Raw genomic sequence first — 24,942 nt, 5'->3', positions numbered from 1 at the left:
CGGCCCGGTCAGAAGCTTTCCGCGAGCAGTTGTTCGATGACGACCGCGACACCGTCCTCGTTGTTGGCGACCGTACGGCCCGACGCGGCGGCGATGACGTCCGGGTGGGCGTTGCCCATGGCGTACGAGTGGCCGGCCCAGTTCAGCATCTCGACGTCGTTGGGCATGTCGCCGAAGGCGACGACCTCCTCGTGCGAGATGCCGCGCTCGGCGCAGCACAGGGCGAGTGTGCTGGCCTTGGAAACGTCGGGACCGCTCAGTTCGAGCAGGGCGCTGGGACTGGAGCGGGTGACGTTGGCGCGGTTGCCGATCGCGAGCCGGGCGAGGGTGAGGAAGGCGTCCGGGTCGAGGTCCGGGTGGTAGGCCAGGATCTTGAGCACGGGCTGGTCGGCGTCCGGGCCGTGAGGGGCGAGGAGTTGCTCGGCGGGCAGGAGGTTGTCCGGTATCTCCATGTGCAGCTTGGGATAGTCCGGCTCCTGGTGGAAGCCGTAGGTCTGCTCGACCGCGAACACCGTGCCGGGTGCCGCCTGGCGCAGCAGTCGTACGGCGTCCAGGGCGTTCTCGCGGGCCAGTTCGCGCACCTTCACGAAGCGGTGCGCGCCGGGGCCGCCGTGCAGGTCGACCACGGCGGCGCCGTTGCCGCAGATCGCCAGGCCGTGGCCGTGGACGTGGTCGCTGACGACGTCCATCCAGCGGGCCGGGCGGCCGGTGACGAAGAAGACCTCGATGCCCGCCTCCTCCGCGGCCGCCAGCGCGGCGACCGTGCGGGGCGAGACCGACTTGTCGTCGCGCAGCAGTGTGCCGTCGAGGTCGGTGGCGATCAGCCGCGGACGTACGGCGGCGGACGGGGTTCCGGGCTGTCTGGTCGCTGAGGTCACCCGGCCATTCTCACGCATATGCCAGCACGGCCGTGCGGGACTGCGCACAGATGAGACACAGATGACCCTCAGCGCCCGTCGGTCCAGACGTTCGGTCGGCCACGGCTCGGCGTCCGACGCCGTAAGCCCCCGCTCCCGTAAGCCCCGGCTCCCGTCCGGCGTCCGCCAGTTCGGACGCCCGAAGCCCCGGCTCCGGGCCGACGTTCGCAAGCCCAGACGCCCGAAGCCCCGGTCCCGTCAGCTCAGCTGAGCCACGGCCTCCATCGCGATCTGCTCGAAGACCTTCTCGTCCGCGGCGAAGTCGGAGTCCGGGATGGGCCAGTGGATCACGATCTCGGTGAAGCCCAGCTCCTGGTGGCGGCCGGCGAAGTCCACGAAGGCGTCCAGGGACTGCAGCGGCCGGGCGCGGTCCGGAGTGAAGCCGGTGAGCAGGATCTTCTCCAGGCCGGCCGGGTCCCGCCCGGCGTCCGCGCAGGCCTCGGACAGCTTGGTGATCTGCCCGCGCAGGGCTTCGACGGACTGCTCCGGGGTGCCGGACTCGTACAGCTTCGGATCGCCGGTGGTCACCCAGGCCTGCCCGTGCCGCGCGGCGAGCCTCAGGCCGCGCGGGCCGGTGGCCGCCACCGCGAACGGCAGCCGGGGCCGCTGCACACAGCCCGGGATGTTCCGGGCCTCGTGCGCCGAGTAGAAGCGGCCCTCGTGCGTCACCGCGTCCTCGGTGAGCAGCCGGTCCAGCAGCGGCACGAACTCGGCGAGCCGGTCGGCGCGCTCGCGCGGGCTCCACGGTTCCTGGCCCAGCGCGGTGGCGTCGAAACCGGTGCCGCCGGCGCCGATGCCGAGGGTGATCCGGCCGCCGGAGATGTCGTCGAGGGAGATCAGCTCCTTGGCAAGGGTCACCGGGTGCCGGAAGTTCGGCGAGGTCACCAGCGTGCCGAGGCGCAGCCGCTCGGTGACGCCGGCGGCGGCCGTCAGGGTCGGGATCGCGCCGAACCAGGGCCCGTCACGGAAGCTGCGCCAGGACAGGTGGTCGTAGGTGTACGCGGTGTGGAAGCCGAGCTGCTCGGCCCGCACCCAGGCCGAACGGCCGCCTTCGCTCCAGCGGCGGTACGGCAGGATCACGGTGCTCAGGCGCAGAGTCATGCGTTCGAGAGTAAGCGGCCCCACGGACAAGGGCCCAAACGGTCACCGAGCGCATGTGCTCAGCCACACAACGAGCAGGACCATGCCTGGAAGCCGGCGACTGGTCCATACCGCCGATCACAGCCGTGAGCCGGTTTCCCGTATCAGTGGGGTCCCGGAAAGCGCAGGTAGCGCGGGGGTACGGCCCTCGTCAGCCAGACCCCGTTGGCGCTGACGCGGAAGACGTGGCCGTCGCGGTGCATGGCGCCGGCGTCGATCACGAGCACCACGGGGCGGCCGCGGCGGGCGCCGACCCGGGTGGCGGTCTCACGGTCGGCGGAAAGGTGGACGTCGTGTCTGCTCATCGGCCTGAGGCCGGTGGCGCGGATCGCGTCCAGGTTCCGGGCGACGGTCCCGTGGTAGAGGTACGGCGGTGGGGTGGCCGGGGGCAGGCCGAGGTCCACGTCGATGCTGTGGCCCTGGCTGGCCCGGATCCGGGTGCCCTCGATCGCGAAGCGCTGCTTGTCGTTGGTGGCCACGACATGGTCCAGTTCCTCACGTGTGAACCGGAAGCCGTGTGCGGCGGCCGCGGCGATCAACGTGTCGATCTCCACCCAGCCGCCCGGGTCGAGCGTGAGCCCGATTCCCTCCGGCTGGTGGCGCAGGTGCCTGGAGAGGTACTTCGACACCTTCACGGTGCGTCTTTCGTCGTATGGCCCGTTCATACGACCAGCGTGCGGGAGAGGCGTGAATCACGCAGATTTTTTTCTTCATGGGTTTGATCCACAACCAAGTGTAGTTATCCACAAGCGAATTGGAGAAACTGTGGACAAGTGATGCCCCCTTTAGGATGGTTCGCCAACTTCCCTGCTCCTTATGACGCCTGTGGCCAACCCGTCCAACGTGCGTGCCATCACCTCGCGTTCGGCTGCCAGCGCGATGAAGTCGGAAACATGTGTGCGCCCAACGAGCCCTTCCACGGCATCGATCGTCCTGCCCGGAAGGGAGACCGAACGGGCGTAGGGCTGCTCTTCCAGGGGCTGCTGTGCGCCGAGACGCGTCCGCAGATGCCGGGTCGCCAATGCACGCATGGCGCGAGCCAGTTCGGCGTCCATCGTCTGCTGGGCCAGCGGGCGCAGCCGGCGCACGAGCGAGGCGGCCTCCGCCGCGTGCGCGTCCGTGCGGCGCTCGGGATCGTCCAGATAGCGGGCGAAGACGTACTCGGTGGTGAACTCCAGGAAACGGGCGGCGATGTGCTCGACCTGGCCCCTCAACTCCCGCAGATGACCCGAGATCGCGGAGAGCGGCACCCCGGCCGCGTGCAACTCCACGGCCACGGCCAGCTCTTGGGGGCTCGGCACGAGGAACGCGTCGGGGTCACCGTCGATCCGCTCCAGCACGCCGAGTTTGACGGCTTCGCTCACCGCGTCGTCGTCGGGTCTGCCCCCGAAGCGCGCGTCCAGTTCGGCCCGCGTGAGACGGTCGGGGCGCTCGTCCGTCCATGGCCCCTCCACCTCGGCGACCAGGCCGAGCACCCCGCCCAGACCGCGGCCGGTGTCCCAGGCGTCCAGCAGCTCCTTGATCGAGGCCAGCGTGTAGCCGCGGTCGAGGAGATGGGCGATCTGGTGGAGCCGGGTGACATGCGCCTCGGAGTAGACGTTGGCCCGGCCCCGGCGCTCGGGCCGGGGGAGCAGACCGCGGTCCTGGTAGGCACGGATGGTCCGGACCGTGGTGGCGGTGTGGTGGGCGAGGTCCTCGATGCGGTAGGTCCGCTGGGGCGGCGGGTCGGTCATGTCACAGCCTCGGCTCCACGCGCGCGACCCGCCGCAACACCCCCGGCAGGAAACGCGACATGAGGTGGGCGCCGCGGGCCTCCGGGGTCACCGGGACGACCGCCCGGTTGCGGGCCACCGCGTCCAGGATCGCCTCGGCCACCTTCTCCGGCGGGTAGTTGCGCATGCCGTACAGCCGGGCCGACTTCCTCTGGCGGCGGCGCTCCTCCGTCTCGTCCACACCGGCGAAGCGAGCCGTGGCGGTGATGTTGGTATTGACGAAACCCGGGCAGATCGCCGTGACACCGATGCCCTGACCGGCGAGTTCGGCGCGCAGGCACTCGGAGAGCATCAGCACCGCCGCCTTGGAGGTGCTGTAGGCGGGCAGGGCCCGGGAGGGCTGGAAGGCCGCCGCCGAGGCGATGTTGACGATGTGGCCGCCCTGGCCGCGCTCGGCCATCCGCCCGCCGAACAGCCGGCAGCCGTGGATCACGCCCCACAGGTTCACGTCGAGGACCCTGCGCCAGTCGTCGGACGTGGTGGCGAAGAACGAGCCCGACAGGCCGATGCCCGCGTTGTTGACCAGCACATCGGGCACGCCGTACGCGCGGTGCACTTTCTCGGCGAGCTTCTCCATCGCCTGCTCGTCGGAGACGTCGGCCGTCTCCGCCCAGGCCTCGGGCGCGCCGACCAGCCGGGACAGCTCGGCGGTGCGTGCCGCGGCCTCGGTGTCGCGGTCGACGGCCACCACGCGCGCGCCGGCCTCCGCGAACGCGAACGCCGTGGCCCGGCCGATGCCGCTGCCCGCGCCGGTGACCAGAACCAACTGGCCGCCGAACCGTTCGGCATGGCGGCCGGTGGCCTTCGGCTCCGGGCGGCCGCCTTCCACGGACAGGACGAATTCCCCGACCCAGGAGGCGAGCTGATCGGGCCGGGTGCGCGGGATCCAGTGCTTGGCCGGGAGCGTACGGCGGGTCAGCTGGGGCACCCACTGCTCCAGGTCGTCGTAGAGACGCTCGGAGAGGAACACGTCCCCCTGGGGCGTGATGAGCTGTACGGGCGCGTGCGCGTATGCGTCGGGGCGGGGCCTCCTCAGCCGGGCGCGGACGTTGTCGCGGTACAGCCAGGCGCCGTGCGCCGCGTCGGTGGGCAGCGAGGAGGTCGGATAGCCGCCGCCGGGCACCTTCTCGACCCGCTGGAGGATCTTCGGCCAGCGCTTGCCGAGCGGACCGCGCCAGGCCAGCTCGGGCAGGACCGGCGTGTGCAGCAGGTACACGTACCAGGACTTGGCTCCCTGGCCGAGGAGCTGGCCCACCCGGCGGGGCGTCGGGCGCTTCACGCGCGCGTTGATCCAGTGCCCGAAGTGGTCCAGGGACGGCCCGGACATCGACGTGAAGGAGGCGATACGGCCCTCGGTGCGGCCCACCGTCACGAACTCCCAGGACTGCACCGACCCCCAGTCGTGACCGACCAGGTGGACCGGGCGGTCCGGGCTGACCGCGTCCACGACGGCCAGGAAGTCATCGGTGAGCTTGGCCAGCGTGAAGCCGCCGCGCAGCGGCTGGGGGGCCGTCGAGCGGCCGTGGCCCCGGACGTCGTACAGCACTACGTGGAAGCGGTCGGCGAGGCGGACGGCGACCTCCGACCAGACCTCCTTGCTGTCCGGGTAGCCGTGCACCAGTACCACCGTCGGCTGCTCCGGGTCGCCCAGCTCGGCCACGCACAGCTCGACCCCACCGGTCCGTACCCAGCGCTCGCGCGCGCCCTGCAGTGTCACTTGTCCTCCGCCCAGCGCCGCACGTGCGGCAGATCGTCGTCCAGCCAGAAGGCGCTCTCCTCGGGGTCCGTCGAGTCCGTGACCACCAGGATCTCCTCGAACTTCGCGCCCGTCCCCCGGAAGCCGAGGTGTGGTTCCACCGCCCACAGGCCCGGCTGCGGCGGATGGTCCGAGAAGCGGTACGGCGACCACAGCGGCGACCAGCCCTCGCGGTGGCCGTGCAGCGCGTCGGCGGCCAGGCCCTTCAGGGACTGCGTACCGAACCCGAAGAGGTGGGGGGAGAAGCGGCGCTGCTTCACGCGGTCCACCTTGTGGGCGATCACGCCGAAGGGGTACGCGCGATGCCGGTTGGCACAGCCCTGGCGGACCATGAGACGGTCCACGTCCTCGTAGATCTCGCGCAGCGGACGCCGCTCGCGCACCTCGCGCAGGATCAGCTCGCGATGGGCTTCCAGGTCGGCCATCAGCCGGTCCTGCACCGGGTTGACGCCGAGCGAGCCCGAGTAGCCGATGTCCGCCGTGCATCCCTCGTACACCGGCGCCATGTCCAGGATGAACGGCATCCCGGGCTCCAGGGCGCGGTCGGTGGGGAAGAACTGCAGCGGGATGCGGAAGTTCACGAACGCCGTGCGGTCGCCGAACCAGGCGAAGGGCAGGTGGAACCAGTCCCGCACCCCGCGCTCGCGCAGCCATTCGCGCTGCATCCGCGCCGCCTCGCGTTCGGTCACACCTGGCTCCAGCCGCGCCGCGACCGCCTCCGCGCACTCGTAGGCGAGGCGCTGCACCCGCCTGAACCCTCCCAGTTCCACGGAGAGTTCGCTGCTCACTGTCGTCGTCATGCCGCCCCGTCCCGTCGTGCCGTCGACTCGTCCAGCCGACCGCGGTACGCGTCCGTAACTTGACACTGGTGAATGTGACAGTTGTTAGAGGCGGCGTCAATAGGAGGGTCGGCGGCCTGTGGACAACTCGCGGTAACCCTGAGGCAGGGCATCCCCTAGGGCCCCGTAATACCTGGGTCTGACGCGAAGACGGCTCTGAGGTCTGACGCCCGGCGTGGCCCGGGTCACTACCGTCGTAGGCGTGACTGTGATCGCGACCGAAAGCCTGAGCAAGCGGTTCCCCCGGGTGACCGCGCTCGACCGGCTGTCCGTGGACATCGGGCCCGGTGTGACCGGACTCGTCGGAGCCAACGGCGCCGGCAAGTCCACCCTGATCAAGATCCTGCTGGGTCTGTCCCCCGCGAGCGAGGGCCGCGCCGAGGTGCTCGGCCTGGACGTCGCCACCAAGGGCGGCGCCATCCGCGAGCGCGTCGGCTACATGCCGGAGCACGACTGCCTGCCGCCCGACGTCTCGGCCACCGAGTTCGTCGTGCACATGGCGCGCATGGCCGGCCTGCCGCCCACCGCCGCCCGCGAACGCACCGCGGACACGCTGCGCCACGTCGGCCTGTACGAGGAGCGCTACCGCCCCATCGGCGGCTACTCGACCGGCATGAAGCAGCGCGTGAAGCTCGCCCAGGCGCTGGTGCACGACCCGCAGCTGGTGTTCCTGGACGAGCCGACCAACGGCCTCGACCCGGTCGGCCGGGACGAGATGCTCGGCCTGATCCGCCGCATCCACACCGAGTTCGGGATCTCGGTGCTGGTCACCTCCCACCTCCTCGGCGAACTGGAACGCACCTGCGACCACGTCGTCGTCATCGACGGCGGCACACTGCTGCGCTCCAGCTCCACCACCGACTTCACCCAGACCACGACCACCCTCGCGATCGAGGTCACCGACAGCGACACCCACCCCGACGGCACCCGCGCGGTCCGCGACGCGCTCCACGCGCGCGGGGTGGACACCCACGCCGAGGGTGCGGGGCTGCCCGGTGCCGGACACATCCTGCTGCTGACCGCCCAGGGCGAGGAGACCTACGACCTGGTCCGGGACGTCGTCGCCGACCTCGGGCTCGGCCTCGTCCGCATGGAGCAGCGCCGGCACCACATCTCCGAGGTGTTCACCAGCCAGGACGAGCAGAACAGCAACGACGAGCAGCGGAAGGAGGCCGTCGGCCATGGCGGTTGAGCACCCCGTGCAGCCCCTGACCTCGCCCGCGGGCGACCAGACCCGCATCCACGACATCGGCTACCGCGGCTACGACGGCCCCCGCCTCGGCCGCGCCTACGCCCGCCGCTCGCTGTACTCGCAGTCCCTGCGCGGCGCCTACGGCCTCGGCCGCTCGGCCAAGACCAAGGTGCTGCCGATGCTGCTGTTCGCGGTGATGTGCGTGCCCGCGGCCATCATGGTGGCCGTCGCGGTCGCCACCAAGGCGCACGAACTGCCGGTGGCCTACACCCGTTACGCGATCATGATGCAGGCCGTGATCAGTCTGTACGTCGCCGCACAGGCACCCCAGGCCGTCTCCCGCGACCTGCGCTTCAAGACCGTGCCGCTGTACTTCTCACGGCCCATCGAAACCGCCGACTACGTCCGCGCCAAGTTCGCCGCGCTCGCCTCGGCGATCTTCGTCCTCACCGCCGCTCCCCTGCTCGTGATGTACGTGGGCGCGCTGCTGTCCAAGCTGGGCTTCGCCCACCAGACGAAGGAATTCGCCGAGGGACTGGTCTCCGTGGCCCTGCTCTCCCTGCTCTTCGCCGGCATCGGCCTGGTCATCGCCGCCGTCACCCCGCGCCGGGGCTTCGGCATCGCCGCGGTGATCGCCGTGATGATCATCTCCTACGGCGCGGTCAGTACGCTCCAGGCCATCGCCGACGTACAGAACCACTCCAGCGCCATCCCGTGGATCGGCCTGTTCTCGCCCGTCACGCTCATCGACGGCGTCCAGTCGGCCTTCCTGGGCGCGACCGCCCGCAACCCCGGCGCGATCGACCCGTCGGCCGGACAGGGCGTGGTCTACGTCCTGGTCGTGCTCGCCCTGATCGCCGGCAGCTACGGCCTGCTGATGCGCCGCTACAAGAAGGTGGGACTGTGACGACCCTCAGCATCGACCACGTCTCCCGCTGGTTCGGCAACGTGGTCGCCGTCAACGACATCACCATGACCATCGGCCCCGGCGTCACCGGCCTGCTCGGCCCCAACGGCGCCGGAAAGTCCACCCTGATCAACATGATGGGCGGCTTCCTCGCCCCGTCCACCGGCACCGTCACCCTCGACGGACAGCCGGTGTGGCGGAACGAGCAGATCTACCAGCACATCGGCATCGTCCCCGAACGCGAGGCGATGTACGACTTCCTGACCGGGCGTGAGTTCGTCGTCGCCAATGCCGAACTGCACGGACTCGGCGACAAGGCGGCCAGGCGGGCCCTCGCCACGGTCGAGATGGAGTACGCGCAGGACCGGAAGATCTCCACGTACTCCAAGGGCATGCGGCAGCGCGTGAAGATGGCGAGCGCGCTGGTCCACGACCCGTCGCTGCTCCTGCTGGACGAGCCGTTCAACGGCATGGACCCGCGCCAGCGCATGCAACTGATGGAACTGCTGCGGAAGATGGGCGACGAGGGCCGCACCGTGCTGTTCTCCTCGCACATCCTCGAGGAGGTCGAGCAGCTCGCCCGGCACATCGAGGTCGTCGTCGCCGGACGGCACGCGGCCAGCGGTGACTTCCGCAGGATCCGCCGGCTGATGACCGACCGCCCGCACCGCTATCTGGTCCGCTCCAGCGACGACCGCGCCCTCGCGGCCGCACTGATCGCCGACCCCTCGACGGCCGGCATCGAGGTCGACCTGACCGAGGGAGCGCTGCGCATCCAGGCCGTCGACTTCGGCCGCTTCACCGCCCTGCTGCCGAAGGTCGCCCGGGACCACGGCATCCGGCTGCTCACGGTCTCGCCGTCGGACGAGTCCCTGGAGTCCGTCTTCTCGTATCTGGTCGCGGCGTAGGAGGCCGAAGATGTACGACCCCACCGTCGCCCGGCTCACCTACCGGGCCCTGCTCGGCCGCCGTCGGGCCCTCATCCTGGCGGCGCTGCCGTTGCTGCTGATCGTGCTCTCCGTGGCCGTGCGCGGCCTGACCGGAGCCGATGACCAGACCGCCGCCGACGTGCTCGGCGGCTTCGCGATCGCCACCATGGTGCCGATCATCGGTGTCATCGCCGGTACGGGCGCGATCGGTCCGGAGATCGACGACGGCTCCGTCGTCTACCTGCTGTCCAAGCCGCTGAAGCGGCCCGCGATCATCTTCACCAAGCTGATCGTCGCCATCGCCGTGACCATGGTCTTCTCGGCGGTACCGACCCTGATCGCGGGCCTGATCCTCAACGGCAACGGTCAGCAGATCGCCGTCGCCTACACGGTGGCCGCACTGGTCTCCTCCATCGCGTACTCCGCGCTCTTCCTGCTCCTCGGCACGGTGTCCCGGCACGCGGTGGTCTTCGGGCTGGTCTACGCACTCGTCTGGGAGGCCCTGTTCGGGTCCCTGGTGCCCGGGGCGCGCACGCTGAGCGTCCAGCAGTGGTCGCTGGCCGTCGCCCACAAGATCGCCGGAGGCGACCTGGTCACCTCGGAGGTGGGCCTGCCGACGGCCACCGTGCTGCTGGTGGCGGTCACCGTGCTGGCCACCTGGTACGCCGGTCAGAAGCTGCGGACGCTGAAGCTGGCGGGCGAGGAGTAGGCCTCCGGCGGCTTGACGGGGGGCTCACACCGGTCCGGGCACACTGGGCAAAGCGGATGAACGGTAGGAGGCTGCTGATGGCAGAGCGGATACCGGGGACCGGCGGGCACGGGCGGCCCGGGGGCGAAGTCTGGGACGGGCTCGTGCTGGACGAGGACTTCGTACGCGCCGCCGAGACCGCCGAGCCGTCCGCCCGGGCCCGGATGTAATTGGGTGGCGCCCAACACGGCGGCGGGGCAGAGTGGTTGTGCCCCATCCGCCGGGAGTGTCCCGGCGTCGCGAACTGGGAGTGGAGGTGGGCGATGTCCATGCACGGCAGTACGCCCAGCTCCCGACAGGGCGGCCCGAGGCCGGCTCCGGTGTAGTTACCCCACCGTGGAGCCCAAGGGGCAGCCCGGGGCGGCCGCTTCGAGCACGCGATGTCGCTCTCGCGTGGGCCGCCTTCCCCGTGGCCCCCTGCTGCAAGGGGGCACTCCGCGCTGGGGTGGCCGGGTGAGTCGCGCAATGCGGCGCTGACGAAGTGCTGCTGCGCCCACCCGTGCCGCCCCAGCGGCACGACCGTCCGCAGCAGCGGCGGTGCCCAGAGAGCAGGCGGAACCGCACCCCCCGGGGGCGCGGCGAACTGCGCGATCGGCCCACCATCCACCCGCACTCGGCAGCGGACCGCAGGACCCACGGCGGGACACCGCGACTACGGCAGCAGTCTCTCCAGCACCATCGCGATCCCGTCCTCCTCATGGGAGGCCGTCACTTCGTCGGCCACCGCGCGGAGCTCGTCGTGAGCGTTTCCCATGGCCACCCCGTGGGCCGCCCAGGCGAACATCGGGATGTCGTTGGGCATGTCGCCGAAGGCGATCGTGTCAGCGGCCCTCAGACCGAGACGGCGGGCGGCGAGAGACAGGCCCGTGGCCTTGGACAGGCCCAGCGGGAGCAGTTCCACGATGCCCTGGCCCGCCATGGCGACCGTGACGAAGCCCCCGGCAGCCTGCCGGGCGGCGTCCGCCAGCTCGTCGTCGCCCATCGTCGGATGCTGTATGTAGATCTTGCCCAGCGGAGCCGTCCACAGGTCGGACGCGTCCGTGAAGGGGGTGGCGGGGAGCTTGCCCGTGACCGCGTAGCCCGGGCCCACCAGCACCTCGCCGTCCAGACCGTCCCGGCTGGCCGCCAGGTACAGCGGGCCCACCTCGGCCTCGATCTTGGCCAGCGCCACGCCCGCCAGCTGCCGGTCCAGGGTCACGGACGTCAGCAGGCGGTGCGCTCCGGCGTCGTAGACCTGCGCGCCCTGGCCGCAGACGGCCAGGCCGTCGTAGCCGAGGTCGTCCAGGATGTGCCGGGTCCACGGGACCGCGCGCCCGGTGACGACGATGTGGGCCGCGCCCGCCGCGGTGGCCGCGGCGAGCGCGTCACGGGTGCGCGGGGAGACCGACTCGTCGGAGCGCAGGAGCGTTCCGTCGAGGTCGGTGGCGATCAGTTGGTACGGGAAACCGGTCACCTGGCGACCGGCTCCAGGACCTCCCGGCCGCCCAGGTACGGGCGCAGCACCTCGGGGACCCGGACGGAGCCGTCGGCCTGCTGGTGGTTCTCCAGGATCGCCACGATCGTGCGCGGTACGGCGCACAGCGTGCCGTTGAGGGTGGCGAGCGGCTTGACCTGCTTGCCGTCGCGGACGCGGATCGACAGGCGGCGGGACTGGAACTCGGTGCAGTCCGAGGTCGAGGTCAGCTCGCGGTACTTGCCCTGGGTCGGGATCCACGCCTCGCAGTCGTACTTGCGGGCGGCCGAGGCGCCGAGGTCACCGCTGGCGACATCGATGACGCGGAACGGCAGCTCCAGCGAGGTCAGCCACTGCTTCTCCCACTCCAGCAGCCGCTGGTGCTCGGCCTGGGAGTCCTCCGGCGCGACGTAGGAGAACATCTCGACCTTGTCGAACTGGTGCACACGGAAGATGCCCCGCGTGTCCTTGCCGTGCGAGCCGGCCTCACGGCGGAAGCACGGCGAGAAGCCGGCGTACCGCAGCGGCAGCCTGTCGGCGTCGATGATCTCGTCCATGTGGTAGGCCGCCAGCGGGACCTCGGAGGTGCCGACCAGGTACAGGTCGTCCTTGTCGAGGTGGTAGACGTCCTGGGCCGCCTGGCCGAGGAAGCCGGTGCCGGCCATGGACTGGGGCCGGACCAGCGCCGGGGTGAGCATCGGGGTGAAGCCGGCCGCCGTGGCCTGCGCGATCGCGGCGTTCACCAGGGCGAGCTCCAGCAGGGCGCCGACGCCGGTGAGGAAGTAGAAGCGGGAGCCCGAGACCTTGGCGCCGCGCTCGACGTCGATCGCGCCGAGCAGCTGGCCCAGCTCCAGGTGGTCCTTGGGCTCGAAGCCCTCGGCACCGAAGTCACGGATGGTGCCGTGCGTCTCCAGCGTGACGAAGTCCTCCTCGCCGCCGACGGGCACGTCGGGGTGGACGAGGTTGCCGAGCCGGAGCAGCAGCTCCTGGGTCTCGGCGTCGGCCGCGTCGCGCTCGGCGTCGGCGGTCTTGACGTCGGCCTTCAGCTGTTCGGCACGCTTGAGCAGCTCGGCCTTCTCGTCGGCGGTGGCCTTGGGAATCAGCTTGCCGAGCTGCTTCTGCTCGGCGCGCAGTTCGTCGAAGCGGACGCCGGAGGACCTGCGCCGCTCGTCGGCAGACAGGAGGGAGTCGACGAGCGCGACGTCCTCTCCACGGGCGCGCTGGGACGCGCGCACACGGTCGGGGTCCTCACGGAGCAGGCGAAGGTCAATCACGAGGCCAAGGCTACCGGTGCCGGGTTGCCGCTCACGAATCTCTATTTCGACGTGTTCTGATTCGCGACTTACGTTCCGTTATGCCGTAATTGCCGAGCGTGTCAAGGAAAAGTGTCTCACTCCCTGGGACGGGGCATGCGTCGGGCCTCGGGTTGACTGGATTCCCTTGTGGAGAACGGGACTTGGCGGGTCGGTTGTCCACAGAAATCCACACCCTCCGAAGAGTTATCCACAGGCTGTGTGGAAGGTCTGTGGACTTCGGAATTGATCACTCCGGAAGTGAGGAACGGAGGGAAGAATTCCCGGGTCAAACCACCTCGACACCTGCCTTCGGGTGGAAAACGGTCGCCCTGAAAGATGAACCAAAGGAAACGGATGGGCGAAGGGTGAACCGGGTGACGGTGTCCCGATCCAGGGGCTGCAGGGCGATTTGTCGACCCGGTCGCCCTTGTCTGTCGACTTGTCCCCAGGTCGAGAAGGGCACCTGTGGATAACTTCTGTGGATAACGATGATATGCAGGTAGGGCTGGCTAGAACCGGCCGTCCTGGCAGCGCGCCACCCAGTCCGCCGCCGCCATGAACTCCTCGTCCGAGGTTCCCGGCCGTGTCCCCGGAGCATCGTCCGGCTTGATGTCCGCACGCGGATAGGAGCCGAGGAAACGCACCTGGAGACAGATCCGCTTCAGCCCCATCAGCGCCTCCGCCATCCGCCGGTCGGAGATATGACCCTCGGCGTCTATGCAGAAGCAGTAGTTGCCGATGCCGGCGCCGGTCGGCCGGGACTGCAGCAGCATCAGGTTGATCCCGCGCGAGGCGAACTCGCCCAGCAGGTCCCGCAGGGCACCGGGGTGGTCGTCGCGCTGCCACAGCACCACCGAGGTCTTGTCGGCACCGGTCGGCGCGGCGGGCCGGGCCGGGCGGCCGACCAGAACGAAACGGGTCTGTGCGTTCTCCGCGTCGTGGATCCCGGTCTCCAGCGCCGTCAGGCCGTACCGGGCCGCGGCGAACTCGCCCGCGAAAGCGGCGTCGTAACGGCCTTCCTGGACCAGGCGGGCGGCGTCCGCGTTGGAGGCGGCCGATTCCCACGTCGCGTCCGGGAGATGCCGCCGCAGCCAGTTGCGCACCTGCGGCTGGGCCGCGGGGTGGGCGGAGACCGTCTTGATGTCCGTGAGGTCCGTGCCGGGCCGGACGAGCAGCGCGAAGGTGATCGACAGCAGCACCTCGCGGTAGATCATCAGCGGTTCGCCCGCGACCAGCTCGTCGAGGGTGGTGGTGATGCCGCCCTCGACGGAGTTCTCGATCGGTACGAACGCCGCCTCGGCGTCCCCGGCCCGCACCGCGTCCAGCGCGGACTGCACCGACACATACGGGATCAGCTCCCGGGTGGCCGCTTCCGGGAGCGTCCGCAGGGCGACCTCGGTGAAGGTGCCCTCCGGGCCGAGATACGCATAGCTCGCTGGCATGTCCTCACCCTAATGGGCGCAGGGCAGAGCGGCCTCGCTGTCCCATGAACACCACACGACCGGGTGGTTTGAGGCCGGACATTCACCCTTCCAGCAGCCGCTGTCCCACATACTCGCCCTTCGCCGCCCCGCCCGGCACCGCGAACAGTCCGCTCGCCTCGTGCCGGATGAACGGTGACAGCGCGTCGCCCCGGTCGAGCTTGCGCTGCACCGGTACGAAACCCCGCAGCGGGTCCGCCTGCCAGCAGATGAACAGCAGACCGGCGTCCGGCGTGCCGTCCGCGTCGAAGCCGTCGTGGTAGGAGAAGGGGCGCCGCAGCATGGCCGCGCCGCCGTTCTTGTCGGGCCGGGTGATCCGGGCGTGCGCGTTGAGTGGGACGACGTACTCGCCCTTGGCGTCGGTCTTCTCCAGGTCCATCGGGGTTGTCTCGTCGCCTCCGGACAGCGGCGCCCCGTTGGACTTCCGGCGCCCGATGACCGCCTCCTGGGCCGGCACGGACAGCTTCTCCCAGTCGTCCAGGAGCATGCGGATGCGGCGTACGACGGCATAGGAGCCGTTCGCCATCCAGGCGGGCTCGCCCGCGGCGGGTACGAAGATCCGCCGGTCGAAGTCGGAGTCGGCCGGCTTCGGATTGCGGGTGCCGTCCAGCTGGCCCATGAGGTTGCGGGCCGTCATGGGGTGCGCGGTGGCGCCCGGGGTGCGGTTGAAGCCGTTCATCTGCCAGCGCAGCCGGGCCGCACCGCCTGCCTCCTTCTGGATCGCACGCAGGGCGTGGAAGGCGACCAGGGCGTCGTTCGCACCGATCTGCACCCACAGGTCGCCGTCGCTGCGCGCCTTGTCGAGGTGGTCGGAGGAGAAGTCCGGCAGCGGATCCAGTGCGGTCGGCCGCTGCTTCTCCAGACCGGTCCTGCCGAAGAAGGAGTGCCCGAAGCCGAAGGTGATCGTCAGCGAGGACGGCCCGGCGTCGCGGGCCACATCGGTGTCGTCGTGCGGCGCGGCCTCGCCCGCCATCAGCCGCTCGGCCGTCGTGGACCAGCGGCGCAGCAGTGCCGCCGCCTCCCTGCGGCCCGCGCCCGCCACCAGGTCGAAGGCGGCGAGATGACCGTGCGCCTGAAGCCCCTCGGTGATACCGGGCTGATGTTTCCCGTGAAACATCGCCCGGTCGGAGCCCACCGAGGTCAGCGGGCTGGCCTGGGCGGGGGCGGCGGCGTACCCCACGGCCCCGCCCGCCGCGCCGAGCACGAGACCGGTGGCGCCAGCGGTGCCGAGCAGGGCCCGCCGGGAGATGCCGCGGCCGCCCGCGGGCTCGGACGTCTCGGACGCCCGGGACGCCTCGGGGGATGTGCGGACCTGAGGGATGGACTGGTCGGGCATGGTGTCGGTCAGCCGATCTGCGCGTTCTTGGAGACGGTCACCTGGTCGACGTCGGAGGTCCGCACGGTCACGGCGATCTTCCAGTCGCCGGCCATGGGGATCTGTACTCCGTTCGCCGACCAGTGGCCGGTCGTGATGTGGTCGGGGGTCACGGGAAGCGGGCCGATCTTCTTCGCCTCCAGGGTGAAGGCGACCTTCACCTCGGGGATGTCGAAGGCCCGGCCGTTGGGCCGCTGGACGTACACGTGCATCTCGTTGCCGCCCACGCGCGCGGGGTCGAGGTCGATGCTGACGACGCCCTTGCCGTCGGTGCCGCCGGTGTCGAAGGGCATGTCCAGGGTGAGGGCGCCGTTCGAGGGCGCCGTCGAAGAGCTGGACGAGGACGGGGCGGCGGCCTTGGCCTCCAGCTCGGTGCGGCCCGGCTCGGTCTGGGTCAGCCAGGTGGTGACGGCGAGCAGGACCACCGCGACACCGGCCTCGGCGAGCACCGAGCGGCGCAGCCCGAGACGGTTCGGGTCGCCGTCCCGCAGCCGCTTCTGCCGGGCGGCGTCCATCGCGGCCTGCTGCCGGGCGAGCTGGGCGGCGCGCCGGGAGTCCCCGGAGCCGCTGCTCTTCCCGGCCGTCTTCGACGCGGCGACACGTTCCTTGGCGGGCTTGGCGAGGGCGACGGCGTCGGCGAGCCGGCCCGTCCACCGCCGCGAAACGGACGCGATGCCGATCAGCAGCGCCACCAGCCCGATCTTGACCAGAAGCAGCTGTCCGTACCGGGTGTCGGTGAACGCCGACCAGGACCCGAGCTGGCGCCAGGACTGGTAGGTGCCGGTCGCGACGAGCGCGATGACGGAGCCGAAGGCCACGCGGGAGAAGCGGCGCACCGCGGAGGCCTGAACCGGTGTCCCGGCGGGCGCCCGGTACAGGGCGACCAGCAGGGCGGTGAGCCCGCCCAGCCAGGTGGCGACCGCGAGCAGGTGGAGGACGTCGACCGGCATGGCGATGCCCGGCTGGAGTCCGACCGAGGCGTGCTCGGCCATGGCCCAGCTGGTGGCGAGCCCCGCCGCGACGACCACCCCGCCGACCGCGAGCCCGAAGGTCAGATCACGCTTCTCCGGGCCCTCCTCGCGCTTGGTGAACGCGCCGAAGAGGACGGCGATGAACAGCGCGGCGGCGGCGAGCAGCAGCAGCCGGGAGACCAGCGCCGCACCGGTCTTGGTCTGCAGCACCTGGCCGAGCAGACCGAGGTCGAAGACGTCGGCGACCTTCCCGGAGGTGGTGTACGCGCCGCGCAGGAGCAGCAGCCACAGGGTGGCCGCGGTGAGCGTGAGCCAGCCTCCGACGACCAGCCGCTGCAGGGCCCGTACGCCCGCGCCGCGCTGCCAGCAGGCGAGCACGAACGCCGCGCCGCCGGCGAGCACGATGAACCCGGCGTACGACGCGTACCGCCCGAACGCGTAGAGCCCGCCCACGACTCCGCCGCCCGCGACCGGCCCGGTGCCGGAGACCACGGTCTGCGAGGGCGCCCCGATGGAGAACGTGTAGGCGCCGGAGACGGGGTGGCTGTCGGCGGAGACGACCTGGTAGGTCACCGTGTAGGTGCCCTTGCCCAGGCCGCTCTTGAGCCGCACGGCGTAGGTCGTCCCGCTCAGGTTGGCGGGTGTGCCGGTCTGGACCGGCTTGCCCTTGGGGTCGAGGACGCGCAGGGAGTCGTCGTTCATCGCCACCTTCTCGGAGAAGGTCAGCGCCACCTGGCTGGGTGCCTGCTTGACCACCACCCCCTGCGCGGGGTCGCTGCCGGTCAGCGCCGCGTGGGCGGAGGCCGGTGCGGCACCCGCGAGCAGTGCGCCGGTGACGGCGAGGAGCAGCAGCACCAGGGTGCGCAGGCTGCTCCGGTGTCGCGTGGGGGTGATGGTCCGCGTCACGGTGGTCGGTCCTCCCTCAGTGGCCGGTCGACGGGTTGTACGTGGCGGACTTCACCGGCATCTCGACGGTGAGGGGCCCGGACTCGGCGAAGGTGAGCTTCACGGTGACCGTCTGGCCCTGCTTCGGCTTGCGTTTCAGCTTCTCGAACATCAGGTGGTTGCCGCCGCTTTTGAACACGAGTTGACCATGGGCGGGTATCGCGAAGGAGGTCTTCTCCTGCATGGCGCCGCCCATGGTGCTGTGCATGGTGACCTGGCCGGCGGTGTCACTGCTCACCGCGGTCAGCTCGTCCTTCGCGCCGCCGTTGTTGGTGATCGTCAGAAAGCCGGCGGCCATGTCGGCGGAGACCGGCTGCGGCATGTACGGCCCGTTGACCGACAGCTCGGCCTTCGCGGAGCCGGCCTTCGGCCCGGAGCCCGAGCAGCCCGCGAGGGCGAGGGCCCCCGTGCAGACAGCCGCCGTCACAAGGGCGTGGCGCCTCACGGCTTCTCCCCCTTCACGAGCTTGGGCAGGTCCTTGGTGTAGTCGTCGACCGTGGTGTTCTCGCCGTAGTAGACGTAACCGCCATCCGTCTTCGGTGAGAAGGCGATGACCTGGGTGCCGTGGACGGAGACGAGCTTGCCGTTCTTGTCCTTCGTCGTCGGCTCGACGGTGATGCCGACCGAGCGGGCACCGGCCTGGACGGTGGCGAAGTCCCCGGTCAGGCCGATGAACTGCGGGTCGATGCCCTTGAGCCACTTGGCCAGCTCGGCCGGGGTGTCACGGCCGGGGTCGGTGGTGACGAAGACGACCCTCAGGTCGTTCTGCTCGGCCTTGGGCAGCGCCTTCTTGGCGACGGCGATGTTGCTCATCGTCGTCGGGCAGATGTCGGGGCAGTGGGTGTAGCCGAAGTACAGCAGGGTCGGACGGCCCTGGGTCTCCTTGCGGAGGTCGTACTTCTTGCCGTGCGTGTCGGTGAGGACGAGGTCCGGCTTCTCGAAGGGCTTGTCGAGGACGATGGCGGGCTTGCCCGAGTCGGACTCCTCCGAGACCACGGCGATCGGTGCCTTGCCGTCGTTCCCGCTGCCGCAGGCGGAGAGGGTCAGGGTGGCGGCGGCGAGCAGCGCGGCCGCGGCGAACGTCTTCTTGCGCATAGAAAAATGTCCCAGGTGTGAGTACTCCGGTGCGTACCGGGGTCGTACGACAGCCATGGCAAACGGCCATGACAGCGTCGCACGCGTCGTACGACCCCCGTGCGCGGTCCGGAAGCGGCGGGGCTCAGGCGGTGCGGCGGCGGCCCGCGAGGACGCCGTAGGCCACGCCTGCGATGCCGATGACGATGCCGACCACACCGAGCACGCGCGCGGTGGTGTCGGTGCGGGAGCCGGTGGCGGCGGCCGCGTTCGCGGTCTTCTCGGAGGCGTCCTCGGCGCTCGCCGTGCCGTGGTGGTCGTCGGTGGCGGCGGACAGCTCCAGCACCGGCGCCGGGTTCTCCGGCTCGTCCTGGCCGGCCTGCGGCACCTCGATCCAGCGCACGACCTCCTTGTCGGAGTACGTCTGGACCGCCTTGAAGACGAGCTGGTCGTCGTTGTCGGGCAGGGCGCCGAGGGAGAGCGGGAACTTCTGGAAGTAGCCGGGCTGGATGCCCTTGCCGTCGGCGGCGGTCCAGGTGACCTTGGTGACGGCCTCGTCGATCTTCTCGTCGTGCACGGTCAGCGGCTTGGCCAGCTTGGACTTGGTGACCTGCACGTTCCAGCCGGGCACGGGCTGGGCCATGACCGAGGCGATCGGGTGGTCGGCCGGAAGGCTGACCTCGACCTTGGTGGTCGAGGCCTTGTCGCGCTCGTTGGGGACCTTGAAGTCGACGACGGCGTAGCCGCCCTTGGCCGCGGTGCCCTCCGGCTGGACGGTGACGTGCGCGAAGGCGGGGACGGACAGCGCCAGTACGGCCGTGCCCGCGACGGCGCCGGCAGCGGTGACACGGGAAGCGATTCGGGAAACCTGCATGACAGGAGCACTCCACTCTGAGAGTTCTGATGGCGAGGAGAGGACGCGCACGCGCGCGTGCCGCGCGACGGCGGCAGCCCTCTCCCGCTCGGATCAGTGGAGTGGTGCGCGCGTCGCGTCAGGCGGCGAGGAGGAAACCGGCGGCGGGCGGGCCGCGCCGGATCACCGTGTGCTGGAGTGCGGTGGTGTGCGGGCCGGGCGCGTCGTCCCGCGCGGTACGACGGCCGCCCGGACGGGGCGCGGAGGCGGGCAGCAGCCCGGCGCACAGGGCGTGCGCCAGCGCCAGCGCCGCCCGCAGGGATCGTACGAGCGCCCCCTCCGCGACTCCGTGCGCCGACAGCTCGATCAGCCGGAGCAGGGCGAGATCGCCGCGGCGCAGCAGCCAGCCGACGGCGACGGCCGCGAGGACGTGGCCGAGCAGCATCGGCAGCGAGGGCAGCAGCCCCGCGGCGGAGCCGGCGGTGTCCTGGGTGCGGTACACGCCGCCCAGGACGGTCACGGGCCGGCCCGAGCGATCGATGAGGTGGGCGGTGAGCAGGACGTGAAAGGCACGCCCGGGGGTGAGGGCGGTGGGGTTCGAACCGCACAGGAAGCGCGCGGCCTGCTCGACGAGCGCGGTGTCGCTCAACGAGGAGCCGCGCGCACCCGGTGCCGTCATCGCCATGCCGCCCGAGGCCATCCCGCCCGAGGTCATCCCGCCCGGGGCCATGGCGGTCCCGTGCCGGCCCAGCACGAACAGCGTGTGCAGCGCGCCCTGGCCGAGTGCGAGGAGCGCGGCGATGCCCGGCAGTGAGCGGGCCCGCCCGGCGAGCGGCACCACGAGCAGCAGACAGCCCAGGAAGCCCGCACCCAGCGTCCACAGCGGCACGCTCGCACAGGAGGCGAGGGTGTGCCCGCACGCGGACAGCGCGACACAGACCGCGGCGAACACCGCGGCCCGCAGGATCCGGAGCCCGGCTCCGGGACGCGCCGTGCGCGGGTGGGGGGCAGTCATGGCGGCCTCATCATCCCACTGTGCTTATCGGCGTCCTACGACAGGGCCGCGGGAACGTCCCTCATACACCGATTCCTCCCCCGGCGCATCGGCTGTATGGGCGGAGTCACGTCAACTGTGTGCTTACGGCCCCCTACGGGCGGCAATACGTATCGGTATGTCGAGCCGCGGCCAGGAGGCTGGAGCATGAGCATCTGGTGGTCACTCCATCTGCGCCGCGAGGCCGCGAGCGTGCCGCTCGCCCGACGGCTGCTGATCGGCACCATGGAGACGGCGGGCGTCGACCCCGAGATCTCCTACGACCTCTCCGTCGCCCTGAGCGAGGCCTGCGCGAACGCCGTCGAGCACGGCGGTGACACCCCGAACGGCGGCTCCTCGGAGGCGTACCGGGTGACCGCGTACCTCGACGGCGAGAAGTGCCGCATCGAAGTGGCCGATTCCGGACCGGGTTTCTCCCGCGCCCACGACCTCCGGCCCGCCCGCCCGGACGCCGAGCACGGCCGGGGTCTGTGTCTCATCCGCGAACTCGCCGACCACGTCCACATCGGCCCCAAGCCCGGCCGCGGCGGCACGGTGGTCAGCTTCGACAAGATCCTCAAATGGAAGAAGGATCCTTCACTGCTGACGGCATAGTGTCGGCATGCGGATCGAGAGCGCAGAGATAGCGGCCGGGGTGACACTGCGGCTGCTGGCGGAGACCGACGCGGACACGCTGTGCGCGGCCTACGTGGACAACCGCGAGCACCTGCGGCCGTGGGAGCCGCGCCGGCCGGAGTCCTTCTTCACCGGGGCGGGACAGCGCGAGCGGATCCGGGGGCTGCTGCATCTGTTCGCCGAGGGCGCCGCGGTGCCCCTGGTGTTCCAGGCGGCGCATGGGCGGATCGTCGGGACCGTCACCCTGACCGGGATCGTCCGAGGACCCTTCTGCAGTGCGTCGCTCGGCTACTGGGTCGCCGCCGACCAGCAGAAACAAGGCCTGGCCGGCGCCGCGGTGGAGCGGGTCTGCGAGATCGCGCGGGATGTGGTGGGGCTGCACCGGATCGAGGCGTCCACGCTGCTCGACAACATCGGCTCACAGCGGGTGCTGGCGAAGTGCGGCTTCGAACCGATCGGCATGGCCCCGAAGTACCTGCACATCGACGGGCAGTGGCGCGACTGCCGCCTCTTCCAGCGGGTCCTGCACGACCACGATCCGGTCCTCTGAGCCGGGGCTCGGCGCGCTCAGCCCCTGCCGAGGACCTTCGCCAGGGCCTCCAGGGCCTCCGGATACGCCCGTTCGCGGGGTGTGCCGTAGCCGACGACCAGGCCCTGCGGCCGGTCGGGGCCGGGGGTGTGCCAGTGGTCGCCGAGGGTGCCCAGGGCGAGGCCCTCCGCCGCTGCGCGGGCCAGCACCTCGGCCTCGTCGGGCACGTCGATCAGGGCGTGCAGGCCGGCCGCGATGCCGTGCACGTTCCGGCCCGCGCCCAGCCGGGCCAGCAGCTGGTCGCGGCGGCGCCGGTAGCGCAGCCGGCACGCCCGGACGTGCCGGTCGTAGGCATGACTGTCGATCAGCTCGGCGAGCGCCAGCTGGCCGATGGTCTCGGTGTGGTGGTCGCTGTGCAGCTTGGCGTCGGCGACCGCGTCGACCAGGTGCGGCGGCAGCACCATCCAGCCGAGCCGCAGCGCCGGGCCGAGTGTCTTGGAGGCCGTGCCGAGGTACACCACCTGGCCGGGCGCCATGCCCTGCAACGCGCCCACCGGCTGGCGGTCGTAGCGGAACTCCCCGTCGTAGTCGTCCTCGACGATCAGTCCGCCACGCGCGCGTGCCCAGTCGCCGAGCGCCCGCCGCCGCTCGGGACGCAGGGTCACCCCGGTCGGGTACTGGTGCGCCGGGGTGACGACCACCGCGGCCGCCTCGCCCAGCTCCTCGGGGCGCACCCCGCGCGCGTCCACCGGGACCGGCAGGACCGTTCCGCCGTTGCGCCGCACCACCTCCCGGTGGAACGGCAGCCCGGGGTCCTCCATGGCGACGGCGGCGCCGTCCAGCACGCGTGTGAGGAGCGCGAGGCCCTGCACGTACCCGGAGGTGATGACGATCCGCTCCGGCGGCGCGAGCACCCCGCGTGCCCGGCCCAGATACCCCGAGAGCGCGGTGCGCAGCTCGATCCGGCCGCGCGGGTCGCCGTAGTCGTACGGGAGTGAGGGCGCCGTCGCTATGGCCCGGCGCAGCGCGCGCAGCCAGGCCGCCGCGGGGAACGCGCCGACGTCCGGGCTGCCGGGGCGCAGATCGAAACGCGGGGCACGCGTGTGTGTCGCCGTCCCCGGTTCCGCCGATGCGACGGCCGGCAGCTCGGCGACCCGGGTGCCCGAACCCTGACGGGCTGTCAGGTATCCTTCGGCGACGAGCTGGTCGTAGGCGGCCTTGGCGGTGCCGCGCGAGATGCCGAGCCCGGCGGCGAGCCGCCGGGTGGCCGGCAACCGGGTCCCGGGCACGAGCCGCCCGTCCCGTACGGCGTCCCGCAGAGCCCGCTCCAGTCCGATACGGCGCCCGTCCGCCGAGTCCGGCTCCAGATGCAGATCGACACCGACACCGGACCAGAAGTCGTCCACGAGAACCTTCCCCCAGGCACGCGAATGGCCGGGCACCTGCCCGGTACCCGGCCATTGAATCTCAGATCAGCCCTTGAGCGCGGCCATCCACGCCTCGACCTCGTCGGAGCGGCGCGGCAGACCGGCCGAAAGGTTTCGGTTGCCGTCCTCGGTGACGAGGATGTCGTCCTCGATCCGCACCCCGATGCCCCGGTACTCCTCCGGCACGGTCAGGTCGTCGGCCTGGAAGTACAGCCCCGGCTCGACGGTGAGCACCATGCCCGGCTCCAGGACGCCGTCCACGTACGTCTCGGTCCGCGCGGCAGCGCAGTCGTGGACGTCCATGCCGAGCATGTGGCCGGTGCCGTGCAGGGTCCAGCGGCGCTGCAGGCCCAGCTCCAGGACGCGCTCGACCGGGCCCTCGACCAGGCCCCACTCGACGAGCTTTTCGGCGAGCACGCGCTGGGCGGCGTCGTGGAAGTCGCGGTACTTGGCGCCCGGCTTGACCGCCGCGATTCCGGCCTCCTGGGCCTCGTACACGGCGTCGTAGATCTTCTTCTGGATCTCGCTGTACGTGCCGTTGACCGGCAGCGTGCGCGTGACGTCGGCGGTGTAGAGGGTGTGCGTCTCCACGCCGGCGTCGAGCAGGAGCAGGTCGCCGGAGCGGACCGGGCCGTCGTTGCGCACCCAGTGCAGGGTGCAGGCGTGCGGGCCGGCCGCGCAGATGGAGCCGTAGCCGACGTCGTTGCCCTCCACGCGCGCGCGGAGGAAGAACGTGCCCTCGATGTAGCGCTCGGAGGTGGCCTCGGCCTTGTCGAGGACCTTCACGACGTCCTCGAAGCCGCGCACCGTCGAGTCGACGGCCTTCTGCAGCTCGCCGATCTCGAACTCGTCCTTGATCAGACGGGCCTCGGAGAGGAAGACGCGCAGCTCCTCGTCGCGCTCGGCGGTGACCTTGTCGGTCAGGGCGGCCTCGATGCCGGCGTCGTGGCCGCGCACGACACGCACCGGGCCGGTGGCCTCGCGCAGCTTGTCCGCCAGCTCCCGTACGTCCGCGGCCGGGATGCCGTACAGCGCCTCCGACTCGGCGAGGGAGTGGCGGCGGCCCACCCACAGCTCGCCCTGGCCGGAGAGCCAGAACTCGCCGTTCTCGCGGTCCGAGCGGGGCAGCAGGTAGATCGTTTCCTCGTGGCCGTCGTCCTTGGGCTCCAGGACCAGGACGCCGTCCTCGGTCTGGTTGCCGGTGAGGTACGCGTACTCGACGGAGGACCGGAAGGGGTACTCGGTGTCGTTCGAGCGGGTCTTCAGATTGCCCGCCGGGATCACCAGGCGCTCGCCCGGGAAGCGGGCGGACAGCGCGGCGCGGCGGCGCGCGGTCTCGGCGGCCTGGGGGACGGGCTTCAGGTCACGCAGCTCCGTGTCGGCCCAGCCGGACTTCATGTTCTCGGCCAGCTCGTCGGAGACGCCCGGGTACAGGCCGTTCTTCCGCTGCTTGATGGGCTCCTCGGACTCGGTCTCGGGGCCCTCCGCGGTAGCGGTGTCGGGCACGACCGGGTTGAGCTCGTCGGACACGTGATCCTCCTCGATACGCCTGGTGATCTCCCCCGGGGCCCGCGTCGCTCCTGCTTGTGGCCGAGCGGGGACCTCCATCATCGTACGGTCGTACCAGGAGCGGACCAGGGCCGGATGCCCTGTTATGCCCGGTCATTCCA

At 71.1% G+C, this 24,942-nt stretch carries 24 protein-coding genes; 7 read left to right on the top strand and 17 right to left on the bottom strand.

Annotated elements, in window-relative coordinates; all coding sequences use genetic code 11:
* Positions 1-8: 8 nt before the first annotated feature.
* The 6 genes from ACZ41I_RS34290 to ACZ41I_RS34265 all read right to left on the bottom strand — a co-directional run bounded on the left by ACZ41I_RS34290 (position 9) and on the right by ACZ41I_RS34265 (position 6,385).
* Positions 9-896: a Cof-type HAD-IIB family hydrolase gene (locus ACZ41I_RS34290; protein WP_363214078.1), complete on the bottom strand. Its 888-nt coding sequence runs from the start codon at positions 894-896 to the stop codon at positions 9-11.
* 219 nt (positions 897-1,115) lie between these two features.
* On the bottom strand, positions 1,116-2,018 hold the full coding sequence (locus ACZ41I_RS34285) for an LLM class flavin-dependent oxidoreductase (RefSeq protein ID WP_399766927.1): 903 nt from the start codon (positions 2,016-2,018) through the stop codon (positions 1,116-1,118).
* Between the two features lie 143 nt (positions 2,019-2,161).
* Positions 2,162-2,722: an RNA 2'-phosphotransferase gene (locus ACZ41I_RS34280; RefSeq protein ID WP_399766930.1), complete on the bottom strand. Its 561-nt coding sequence runs from the start codon at positions 2,720-2,722 to the stop codon at positions 2,162-2,164.
* Positions 2,723-2,842: 120 nt separating this feature from the next.
* A complete protein-coding gene (locus ACZ41I_RS34275) occupies positions 2,843-3,790 on the bottom strand; it encodes a MerR family transcriptional regulator (RefSeq protein WP_468515876.1) in 948 nt (315 codons plus the stop codon).
* A 1-nt stretch (position 3,791) separates the two neighbouring features.
* On the bottom strand, positions 3,792-5,546 hold the full coding sequence (locus ACZ41I_RS34270) for an SDR family oxidoreductase (protein WP_468515875.1): 1,755 nt from the start codon (positions 5,544-5,546) through the stop codon (positions 3,792-3,794).
* Positions 5,543-6,385: a M24 family metallopeptidase gene (locus ACZ41I_RS34265; protein ID WP_468515874.1), complete on the bottom strand. Its 843-nt coding sequence runs from the start codon at positions 6,383-6,385 to the stop codon at positions 5,543-5,545. Before ACZ41I_RS34265 ends, ACZ41I_RS34270 begins: the two co-directional genes overlap by 4 nt.
* Before the next feature lie 247 nt (positions 6,386-6,632).
* Between ACZ41I_RS34265 and ACZ41I_RS34260 the strand changes: the two genes are divergently transcribed.
* The 5 genes from ACZ41I_RS34260 to ACZ41I_RS34240 all read left to right on the top strand — a co-directional run bounded on the left by ACZ41I_RS34260 (position 6,633) and on the right by ACZ41I_RS34240 (position 10,370).
* A complete protein-coding gene (locus ACZ41I_RS34260) occupies positions 6,633-7,616 on the top strand; it encodes an ABC transporter ATP-binding protein (protein ID WP_363214173.1) in 984 nt (327 codons plus the stop codon).
* Positions 7,606-8,523 carry an ABC transporter permease subunit gene (locus ACZ41I_RS34255; protein WP_363214071.1) on the top strand — a complete coding sequence of 306 codons (918 nt, stop codon included), beginning with the start codon at positions 7,606-7,608 and terminating at the stop codon, positions 8,521-8,523. The genes ACZ41I_RS34260 and ACZ41I_RS34255 overlap by 11 nt, the downstream gene beginning before the upstream one ends.
* Positions 8,520-9,431, top strand: a complete 912-nt coding sequence (locus ACZ41I_RS34250) for an ABC transporter ATP-binding protein (RefSeq protein WP_468515873.1) — start codon at positions 8,520-8,522, stop codon at positions 9,429-9,431. The genes ACZ41I_RS34255 and ACZ41I_RS34250 overlap by 4 nt, the downstream gene beginning before the upstream one ends.
* A 10-nt stretch (positions 9,432-9,441) precedes the next feature.
* Positions 9,442-10,161: an ABC transporter permease gene (locus ACZ41I_RS34245; protein WP_363214069.1), complete on the top strand. Its 720-nt coding sequence runs from the start codon at positions 9,442-9,444 to the stop codon at positions 10,159-10,161.
* A gap of 77 nt (positions 10,162-10,238) precedes the next feature.
* A complete protein-coding gene (locus ACZ41I_RS34240; RefSeq protein ID WP_468515872.1) occupies positions 10,239-10,370 on the top strand; it encodes an SCO2583/SCO2584 N-terminal domain-containing protein in 132 nt (43 codons plus the stop codon).
* A gap of 482 nt (positions 10,371-10,852) precedes the next feature.
* Here the strand turns inward: ACZ41I_RS34240 and ACZ41I_RS34235 are convergent, their stop codons facing one another.
* The 9 genes from ACZ41I_RS34235 to ACZ41I_RS34195 all read right to left on the bottom strand — a co-directional run bounded on the left by ACZ41I_RS34235 (position 10,853) and on the right by ACZ41I_RS34195 (position 20,662).
* Positions 10,853-11,653 carry an HAD family hydrolase gene (locus tag ACZ41I_RS34235; protein WP_468515871.1) on the bottom strand — a complete coding sequence of 267 codons (801 nt, stop codon included), beginning with the start codon at positions 11,651-11,653 and terminating at the stop codon, positions 10,853-10,855.
* Positions 11,650-12,927, bottom strand: a complete 1,278-nt coding sequence (serS, locus tag ACZ41I_RS34230) for a serine--tRNA ligase (RefSeq protein WP_363214066.1) — start codon at positions 12,925-12,927, stop codon at positions 11,650-11,652. Before serS ends, ACZ41I_RS34235 begins: the two co-directional genes overlap by 4 nt.
* A gap of 530 nt (positions 12,928-13,457) precedes the next feature.
* A complete protein-coding gene (gene pheA / locus ACZ41I_RS34225; RefSeq protein ID WP_363214065.1) occupies positions 13,458-14,390 on the bottom strand; it encodes a prephenate dehydratase in 933 nt (310 codons plus the stop codon).
* 82 nt (positions 14,391-14,472) lie between these two features.
* Positions 14,473-15,765, bottom strand: a complete 1,293-nt coding sequence (efeB, locus tag ACZ41I_RS34220) for an iron uptake transporter deferrochelatase/peroxidase subunit (protein WP_468515870.1) — start codon at positions 15,763-15,765, stop codon at positions 14,473-14,475.
* Positions 15,766-15,773: 8 nt separating this feature from the next.
* Positions 15,774-17,681 carry a copper resistance CopC/CopD family protein gene (locus ACZ41I_RS34215; RefSeq protein ID WP_468515869.1) on the bottom strand — a complete coding sequence of 636 codons (1,908 nt, stop codon included), beginning with the start codon at positions 17,679-17,681 and terminating at the stop codon, positions 15,774-15,776.
* A 16-nt stretch (positions 17,682-17,697) separates the two neighbouring features.
* Positions 17,698-18,165: a copper chaperone PCu(A)C gene (locus tag ACZ41I_RS34210; RefSeq protein WP_363214062.1), complete on the bottom strand. Its 468-nt coding sequence runs from the start codon at positions 18,163-18,165 to the stop codon at positions 17,698-17,700.
* Entirely contained in the window at positions 18,162-18,815 is a 654-nt protein-coding gene (locus ACZ41I_RS34205; RefSeq protein ID WP_399766965.1) for an SCO family protein, read from the bottom strand. Before ACZ41I_RS34205 ends, ACZ41I_RS34210 begins: the two co-directional genes overlap by 4 nt.
* 124 nt (positions 18,816-18,939) lie before the next feature.
* Positions 18,940-19,668 (bottom strand): YcnI family copper-binding membrane protein, encoded by a 729-nt coding sequence (locus ACZ41I_RS34200; protein ID WP_468515868.1) that lies wholly within the window; start codon positions 19,666-19,668, stop codon positions 18,940-18,942.
* A gap of 118 nt (positions 19,669-19,786) precedes the next feature.
* Positions 19,787-20,662, bottom strand: coding sequence for a hypothetical protein (locus ACZ41I_RS34195; RefSeq protein ID WP_399766971.1), 876 nt, complete (start codon positions 20,660-20,662; stop codon positions 19,787-19,789).
* A 186-nt stretch (positions 20,663-20,848) separates the two neighbouring features.
* Here ACZ41I_RS34195 and ACZ41I_RS34190 point away from each other — a divergent pair, with 186 nt between their 5' ends.
* Both ACZ41I_RS34190 and ACZ41I_RS34185 read left to right on the top strand, forming a co-directional pair.
* Positions 20,849-21,295 (top strand): ATP-binding protein, encoded by a 447-nt coding sequence (locus tag ACZ41I_RS34190; protein ID WP_363214058.1) that lies wholly within the window; start codon positions 20,849-20,851, stop codon positions 21,293-21,295.
* Between the two features lie 7 nt (positions 21,296-21,302).
* Positions 21,303-21,866, top strand: coding sequence for a GNAT family N-acetyltransferase (locus ACZ41I_RS34185; protein WP_363214057.1), 564 nt, complete (start codon positions 21,303-21,305; stop codon positions 21,864-21,866).
* A 17-nt stretch (positions 21,867-21,883) separates the two neighbouring features.
* On the opposite strand, the gene pdxR is transcribed toward ACZ41I_RS34185, so the two are convergent.
* Positions 21,884-23,251 (bottom strand): MocR-like pyridoxine biosynthesis transcription factor PdxR, encoded by a 1,368-nt coding sequence (pdxR, locus tag ACZ41I_RS34180; RefSeq protein WP_468515867.1) that lies wholly within the window; start codon positions 23,249-23,251, stop codon positions 21,884-21,886.
* A 66-nt stretch (positions 23,252-23,317) separates the two neighbouring features.
* Positions 23,318-24,802: an aminopeptidase P family protein gene (locus tag ACZ41I_RS34175; RefSeq protein ID WP_363214055.1), complete on the bottom strand. Its 1,485-nt coding sequence runs from the start codon at positions 24,800-24,802 to the stop codon at positions 23,318-23,320.
* Positions 24,803-24,942 lie beyond the last annotated feature (140 nt).

Source organism: Streptomyces sp. NPDC030799 (genome assembly GCF_055572255.1).
The sequence above is the reverse complement of the archived record's forward strand: the minus strand, read 5'-3'. Positions and strand labels throughout refer to the sequence as shown.

Coding starts and splice junctions, on each gene's coding strand:
- ACZ41I_RS34265 (WP_468515874.1), bottom strand. CDS start 6,385: ATGACGACGACAGTGAGCAGCGAACTCTCCGTGGAACTGGGAGGGTTC.
- ACZ41I_RS34200 (WP_468515868.1), bottom strand. CDS start 19,668: ATGCAGGTTTCCCGAATCGCTTCCCGTGTCACCGCTGCCGGCGCCGTC.
- ACZ41I_RS34205 (WP_399766965.1), bottom strand. CDS start 18,815: ATGCGCAAGAAGACGTTCGCCGCGGCCGCGCTGCTCGCCGCCGCCACC.
- ACZ41I_RS34285 (WP_399766927.1), bottom strand. CDS start 2,018: ATGACTCTGCGCCTGAGCACCGTGATCCTGCCGTACCGCCGCTGGAGC.
- ACZ41I_RS34290 (WP_363214078.1), bottom strand. CDS start 896: ATGCGTGAGAATGGCCGGGTGACCTCAGCGACCAGACAGCCCGGAACC.
- ACZ41I_RS34275 (WP_468515876.1), bottom strand. CDS start 3,790: ATGACCGACCCGCCGCCCCAGCGGACCTACCGCATCGAGGACCTCGCC.
- ACZ41I_RS34245 (WP_363214069.1), top strand. CDS start 9,442: ATGTACGACCCCACCGTCGCCCGGCTCACCTACCGGGCCCTGCTCGGC.
- efeB (WP_468515870.1), bottom strand. CDS start 15,765: ATGCCCGACCAGTCCATCCCTCAGGTCCGCACATCCCCCGAGGCGTCC.
- pheA (WP_363214065.1), bottom strand. CDS start 14,390: ATGCCAGCGAGCTATGCGTATCTCGGCCCGGAGGGCACCTTCACCGAG.
- ACZ41I_RS34240 (WP_468515872.1), top strand. CDS start 10,239: ATGGCAGAGCGGATACCGGGGACCGGCGGGCACGGGCGGCCCGGGGGC.
- ACZ41I_RS34185 (WP_363214057.1), top strand. CDS start 21,303: ATGCGGATCGAGAGCGCAGAGATAGCGGCCGGGGTGACACTGCGGCTG.
- ACZ41I_RS34280 (WP_399766930.1), bottom strand. CDS start 2,722: ATGAACGGGCCATACGACGAAAGACGCACCGTGAAGGTGTCGAAGTAC.
- ACZ41I_RS34195 (WP_399766971.1), bottom strand. CDS start 20,662: ATGACTGCCCCCCACCCGCGCACGGCGCGTCCCGGAGCCGGGCTCCGG.
- ACZ41I_RS34190 (WP_363214058.1), top strand. CDS start 20,849: ATGAGCATCTGGTGGTCACTCCATCTGCGCCGCGAGGCCGCGAGCGTG.
- ACZ41I_RS34255 (WP_363214071.1), top strand. CDS start 7,606: ATGGCGGTTGAGCACCCCGTGCAGCCCCTGACCTCGCCCGCGGGCGAC.